This is a genomic window from Paracoccus yeei ATCC BAA-599, from assembly GCF_000622145.1.
In the GTDB taxonomy this organism is placed as follows: Bacteria; Pseudomonadota; Alphaproteobacteria; order Rhodobacterales; family Rhodobacteraceae; genus Paracoccus; species Paracoccus yeei.
The window spans coordinates 89,415-95,649 of record NZ_JHWH01000019.1 but is presented as its reverse complement, the minus strand read 5'-3'; the positions used below and the strand labels follow the sequence as shown (position 1 = coordinate 95,649).

4 protein-coding genes and 2 pseudogenes are annotated in these 6,235 nt (G+C 65.2%); 2 read left to right on the top strand and 4 right to left on the bottom strand.

What is annotated here, in order from left to right; all coding sequences use genetic code 11:
- The 3 genes and pseudogenes from BU28_RS24690 to BU28_RS0111980 form a co-directional block, all read right to left on the bottom strand.
- Positions 1 to 261 (bottom strand): annotated as a pseudogene (locus tag BU28_RS24690) (IS110 family transposase); the annotation flags it as partial.
- A 59-nt stretch (positions 262 to 320) separates the two neighbouring features.
- Positions 321 to 1,517 (bottom strand): annotated as a pseudogene (locus tag BU28_RS22815) (aconitase family protein); the annotation flags it as partial.
- 292 nt (positions 1,518 to 1,809) lie between these two features.
- Complete coding sequence (locus BU28_RS0111980; RefSeq protein ID WP_051578153.1) at positions 1,810 to 2,727, bottom strand: GntR family transcriptional regulator; 918 nt, start codon at positions 2,725 to 2,727, stop codon at positions 1,810 to 1,812.
- A gap of 129 nt (positions 2,728 to 2,856) precedes the next feature.
- On the opposite strand from BU28_RS0111980, the gene BU28_RS0111975 reads away from it, so the two are divergent.
- Positions 2,857 to 3,945: an isocitrate/isopropylmalate dehydrogenase family protein gene (locus tag BU28_RS0111975; protein WP_028719699.1), complete on the top strand. Its 1,089-nt coding sequence runs from the start codon at positions 2,857 to 2,859 to the stop codon at positions 3,943 to 3,945.
- Positions 3,946 to 4,039: 94 nt separating this feature from the next.
- Here the strand turns inward: BU28_RS0111975 and BU28_RS22810 are convergent, their stop codons facing one another.
- Positions 4,040 to 5,128 carry an isocitrate/isopropylmalate dehydrogenase family protein gene (locus BU28_RS22810; RefSeq protein WP_081791362.1) on the bottom strand — a complete coding sequence of 363 codons (1,089 nt, stop codon included), beginning with the start codon at positions 5,126 to 5,128 and terminating at the stop codon, positions 4,040 to 4,042.
- 195 nt (positions 5,129 to 5,323) lie between these two features.
- Here BU28_RS22810 and BU28_RS0111965 point away from each other — a divergent pair, with 195 nt between their 5' ends.
- Positions 5,324 to 6,205 (top strand): GntR family transcriptional regulator, encoded by an 882-nt coding sequence (locus tag BU28_RS0111965; protein ID WP_028719698.1) that lies wholly within the window; start codon positions 5,324 to 5,326, stop codon positions 6,203 to 6,205.
- Positions 6,206 to 6,235: the final 30 nt, after the last annotated feature.

The window sequence follows — 6,235 nt, the reverse complement described above, 5'->3', positions numbered from 1 at the left end:
CTGGCGCTTCACAAAGGGCTTCACATAGGCCGGCGGGATGAGCCGCACCTCATGGCCCAGCTTCCCGATCTCACGACCCCAGAAATGGGCGCCACCGCACGCCTCCATCACGACGACGCAGGATGGTAGCTGGCTGAAGAACGCCAGCACCTGGTCCCGCCGAAGCTTCTTGCGCAGCACCGCTCGCCCAGAAGCGTCGGCCCCGTGAAGCTGAAACACATGCTTCGCAAGATCGAGCCCGATCGTGGTAATCTCCGACATGACCTCTCCCCTCTGTGGATCGTCCCAGACCCACCCTGGCACAGCGAAGCCGTCGGGGGGGCGGTCACATCATCAAAGCCAACGATGCCAAAGCCCAGGGCCTCGAGATCCGCAAGCAGCCCGGCGCGTTCCAGATAGCGCTGCGCGGCGGGCGAGCCGGGCGCGAGCGAGGTTTTCACATGCGCGGGCGGCCTCAGCCCCAGCGCGCGGGCCTTGCGCGCAAGCAGCCCGGCCGCCACCAGCAGCCGGGGATCGCTGGTGTTGGTGCAACTGGTGATGGCGGCGATGGCCACGGCGCCGTCCCGGGCCTCGCCCGGCGGCGCGGGCATGGGCGAACCGCGCAAGGCGTGGGTCGCGGCCGCGGTGGCCGAGGCCGGGATGCGATCCTGCGGACGGCGGGGACCAGCGACGCTGACCTCGACCTCGGACAGATCCAGATCGACAATTCGGGTAAAGACCGGAGTTTCGGCGGGATCGAACCACAGGCCCTGAGGCTGGCAATAGGCCTCGACCATGGCGCAATGCGCGGCAGCGCGCCCGGTCTGGCGCAGATAGGCGATGGTCGCCGCATCGACCGGAAAGAACCCGGAATTCGCGCCGAATTCGGGCGTCATGTTGGCCACCACGGCGCGGTCGCCCGCCGAGAGCGCCGAGACCCCAGGACCAAAGAACTCGACAAAGCGGTCGGCCAGGTCGATGCGGCGCAGGCGCTCGGTCACGGTCAGCGCGAGATCCGTGGCGGTGACGCCTTCGCGCAGGCGCCCGGTCAGGCGCATGCCGATCACGTCCGGCACGCGCAGCATCACCGGCATGCCGAAAAGCACGCTTTCCGCCTCGATCCCGCCGACGCCCCAGGCCAACACGCCGATGCCGTTGATCATCGGCGTGTGGCTGTCGGTGCCGATCAGCGTGTCGGGGATCAGCCAGCCATCGCGTTCGGTCACCACAGTCGCAAGCCGCTCAAGGTTCAGGGTGTGCATGATGCCGGTGCCGGGGGGATGCACGCGGAAATTCGACAGGCTGTTCGTGGCCCATTTCATGAAGCGGTATCGCTCGGCGTTGCGGCGATATTCGTTTCGGATGTTGACGGCCATGGCGCCGGGCCGGGCATAGGCGTCGACTGCCAGCGAATGGTCGGTCGAGACATCGACCGGCAGCACCGGGTTCAACAGGGTCGGATCGTGCCCCGCCTCGGCCAGGGCGGACCGCATCGCGGCGATATCGACCAGCGCGGGGCCGCAGGTCGTGTCATGCATGAGCACGCGGCTGGGCAGAAAGGCGATCTCGGCCTGGCTTTGCGGCCGGTCAAGCCAGGCCAGCAGCGCGGTTCGCCCGGCGGCGGGTTCTGTCGCACAGCGCAGGACATTTTCCAGAAGCAGGCGATGGATATGGGGCAGCCGCGGCAGGTGCTTTCCCGCCGCAAGCGGCAGGTCGACGATACGCAAGGCCGCGCCCCCGACTTGAAGCGTGCTGATGAACTCCATGACTCTCCCCCGCCTGTCGGCGTCAATTCTGTCTAATTCAGGATGAAAAGCCAAATCGGCCCGGTCAGTCACTTGGTGCGGTCGTTGGCATCTTGCGTGCCAGGGCCCCCGACAGGTGCTGCCGCATCAGATACGAGGCCTCGAGCAGTTCATTGCGTTCGAGCACGTCGAGGATTCTCAGGTGATCGGTGCATTGCACTGTCAGTCGGTTGCGGTCCAGGTTGGCCTGGTATTCCATCAGCCGCCGCATCCGGTTCACGCGGACCAGCGACATGTGCATGAAGGGATTGCCCGACAGGCGCAGCAATTCCTCGTGAAAGATGGCGCCGTTTTCCAGCAGGCGCTCGGCGGGAAGCCGCGCGATATCGCCGTCCAGCATCCGTTCCTGCGTGCGGCGCAGGTCGGCCAGCACCCTGAGGTCCAGCCGAAAGGTAGGTTCCAGCATCCCCGCGGGTTCGATGATCATGCGAAAGCGATAGATCTGTTCGAACGACTCGGCGGTCTTGGCCACGGCCAGCAGCTTCCAGCCATAGCCCTGCTTGGGCTCGGCCCAGCCCTCGCGCGTGGCGCGCACCAGGATCTCGCTGACCTGGGCCTTGGTCAGGCCGTATCTGTCGCGCAGCATCTGTTCGGTGATGTCCGAAGGAATGCGGTCGGCCAGCCAGTCGTCGGCGATGCGGTGATAGGCGCTGCCCGCCTCGTGCAGCAGCGGGTCGGCCGGGTCGCCCTGGCTTTCCGGCATCGCCCTGGCAAAGAAACCTCGGTTAGGGATCTGTTCCAGCAGCCCCTGTTCGGCCAGCAGCAACAAAGCCTCTCGCACCGGAGAGCGTGAGACATCGAACTGGTCGGCCAGCGACTGGGTGACCAGCTTCTGGCCGATCGCGACCTCGCCACTGGTCATCAGGTCTCGGATCCTGGCTGCGACATTCAGCACCAGGGGCGTGTGCAGGCTGGTCTGCGGTTGGCGAATCTGGTCGTTCATTGTCTATCCCAAGCGGCCTTGGTTGCATTTTGACAGAAGCAAAACCAAAAAACAATTTGCTTTTGATGATGCAAAAATACAAATTCAATCAAGCCCACCGATTCGGACGGGCAGCAGAGGGAGAAAAGAATGCGATTCCTTGTCTTGCCGTGCGACGGCATCGGTCCCGAGATCACCAAGGCGACGATGGAGGTCCTGGAGGCAGCGAACCAACGCTTCGGCCTGGGCATCACCAGCGACTACGAGGATGTCGGTTTCCCCAGCCTGGAGAAATACGGCACCACGCTGCGCGATGAGGTGATCGACAAGGCCCGGACCTATGACGGCATCGTGCTGGGTCCGCAGTCGCACATGGATTACCCGGCGCGGGACAAGGGCGGCGTCAACGTCTCGGGTGGGTTCCGGGTGCGGCTGGACCTTTACGCGAACGTGCGGCCCGCGCGGACCCGGCCCTATCTGCCGGGAAAAAAGATGGACCTGGTCATCATGCGCGAGGCGACCGAGGGCTTTTACCCCGACCGCAACATGTACAAGGGCCTGGGCGAGTTCATGCCGACCGAGGACGTCGCCCTGTCGGTCCGCAAGCTGACCTCGAAAGCCTGCGAGCGGATCGCGCGCGAGGCCTTCAAGCTGGCGATGCGGCGCGGCAAGAAGGTGACGGCGGTCCACAAGGCCAACAACTTCATCATCACCGACGGCTTCTTCATGGACTGGGTGCGCAAGGTCCATCAGGACTTCCCCGAGGTCGAGCTGAACGACGTCATCATCGACGCCATGGCCGCGCATCTGGTGCGCGACCCGTCGCGCTATGACGTGATCGTGTCGACGAACTTCTATTCCGACATCCTGTCGGACCTCGCGTCCGAACTGTCGGGCAGCCTGGGGCTGGCCGGGTCGATCAACGCCAGCGCAGAAACCGGGCTGGTCTGCGCTCAGGCCCAGCACGGTTCGGCCCCCGACATCGAGAACCAGAACATCGCCAACCCGTCCTCGCTGATCCTGTCGGTGGCGATGATGCTGACCTGGCTCGGTGAGCAGCGTGGCCTGCCCGCGATGGTCGAGGCGGGTTCGGCCATCGAACACGCGGTGGATGCGGTGCTGGAAAACCCCGCGAACCGCACGCGCGACCTGGGCGGGCAAGTCAATACCGACGCCTTTGGCGCGCTGGTCGCGGCCGAGGTCGCCGGTGCGCCCGCCGACCTGCGCGTTTCGGCCTGATCGCCGCAACCGCGCCTGCAAAGCAGAGCGCCGCCCACGCGACCCGCCTGAGGAGAGACGGGTCCGGCCGGGCGGCCCCTGCGACCACACCATGTCAGGGAGGAGAGACCCATGAAACTGACCCGCCGCGCATTCGCGCTGTCCTGCGCCGCCATGGCCCTTGCGGGCACCGCCCTGGCCCAGGACGTTCCCGCCGGCTGTCGGGCCGGTCCAGCGTGGATTCCACCGCCGCCTTGATAGCGCGGGCGGCGTTAAGCAGCTTCGGATCGGCGTGCTTGATGCCCAGATGCTCCAGCAGCATGGCGGCCGACAGGATCAGCGAGGTCGGGTTGGCCTTGCCCTGGCCCTGGATGTCGGGGGCCGACCCATGCTGGGCCTGCGCCACGCAGACCGTTTCGCCCTGGTTGATCGAACCGCCCAGGCCCAGGCTGCCGCACAGTTCCGATGCCTCGTCCGACAGGATGTCGCCGAACATCTTGGTGGTGACGATCACGTCGAAGCTGTCGGGCCGCCGGATCAGCAGCGCGGCGGTGGCATCGACGATCAGCTCCTCAAGCTGGACGTCCGGGTAATCCTCGGCCACCTTGCGGACCTCACGCAGGAACAGCCCGTCCGACAGCTTGACCACGTTGGCCTTGTGAACGGCGGTGACCTTCTTGCGCCGGGCGCGGGCCAGTTCGAACGCGGCCCTGGCGACATTGCGCGACGCCCGCGCCGTGATCTTTCTGACCGATAACGCCATGTCCGGGTCGGGCATGAACTCGCCGGTGCCGGCGAACATGTTGCGGTCGGAATAGAAGCCTTCTGTGTTCTCGCGCACGATGATCAGGTCCATCGGCTTGCGCAGAACCGTCAGGTCGGGGCGCGACTTGCAGGGCCGGACGTTCGCGAACAACTCGAACTTCACCCGCAACTCGCCCGAGGGGTTGATCCCGCCCTTGTCCCGCGTCGGATAGTCGTAATGCGACACCGGCCCCAGGACCACCCCGTCCACCTGCGGGATGCGCGCCATGACCGCCGCGGGCAGCGTGGTGCCCTGCTCCGCCAGCGATTTCAGGCCGATGTCGGCCTGTTCGATGTCCAGCCCCAGGCCGAAACGGCGGTCGGCCGCATCCAGCACGCGCAGGGTCGCTTGGGTGATCTCGGGGCCGATCCCGTCTCCGGGCAGAACCAGAAGGCGCACGTTTTCATCCTTATCCTGAAGCCGGGGCAGGTCGCGGGATGCCCACGGCACCTCGCTACCTTCCTCCCAGTGGTCTTTTAGTATCTACAAATGCCAGATACGCCACAGAAAGGTATTTTGCAATATGAAAATACCACAGGACTTGGCAGCAGGATTAACCCATGCCATGTCTTGGAAATTCAGCGCGGATGCCCGATGACCAACCTAGCCAATACCCTCGTCAGCCAGATCGCGGCGCATATCAGCGCAGACGGGTTGCGCCCCGGCGACCGGTTGACCGAACGCAAGCTCGCCGAGCAGTTCCGCGTCTCGCGCTCGCCCGTGCGGGCTGCGCTGAAACAGCTCGAAGAGGCGGGGGTCCTGACCTCGGGCGAGCGCAGCGGCTATCGGCTGGTCGATGCGCAGGCGGCGCAGCAGTTCAACGCCCCGGCAGCCGAAGTCGATGAAGACGAACGGATTTACCTGAAGATCGCCGACGACCGCGTGACCGGAAAGCTGCCCGAGCGGATGACAGAAAGCGAATTCCAGCGCCGCTATGACCTGACCAAGGGCCGGGTGACGAAACTGCTGAACCGCATGGCGCAGGAGGGCTGGATCGAGCGCCTTCCCGGCCACGGCTGGGAATTCCTGCCGGTGCTGACTTCGCTGGAATCCTATCGCGACAGCTATCGCTTTCGCCAGCTGATCGAACCCGCCGCCCTGCTTGAGCCGCGCTTCCAGTTGAACCGCCCGGCACTGGAAAGCCGCCTAGCCGAGCAGCGCTGGCTGGTCGAGGGCGGCATCTGGGACATTCCCGACGCGCGGCTGTTCGAACTGAACAGCGGCATGCACGAATCGGTCATCGAATGCAGCCAGAACATCTTTTTCATCGACGCGCTGAAACGCGTGGACCGGCTGCGCCGCCTGATCGACTATCGCCAGATGCTGGACCGCGACGTGGCCCGCGAACGCTGCATCGAGCATGTCGAGTTGCTGCATCTGGTGCTGCAAGGCCGTAACAAGGACGCGTCGGATTTCATGCGTCGCCACCTGGCCGCGCTGGGTCCGCTGAAAAGCCGGGCAAAGTCGGCGGGGTGAACCCGACGTTAGGCGTTAAGCTGTCTTGCG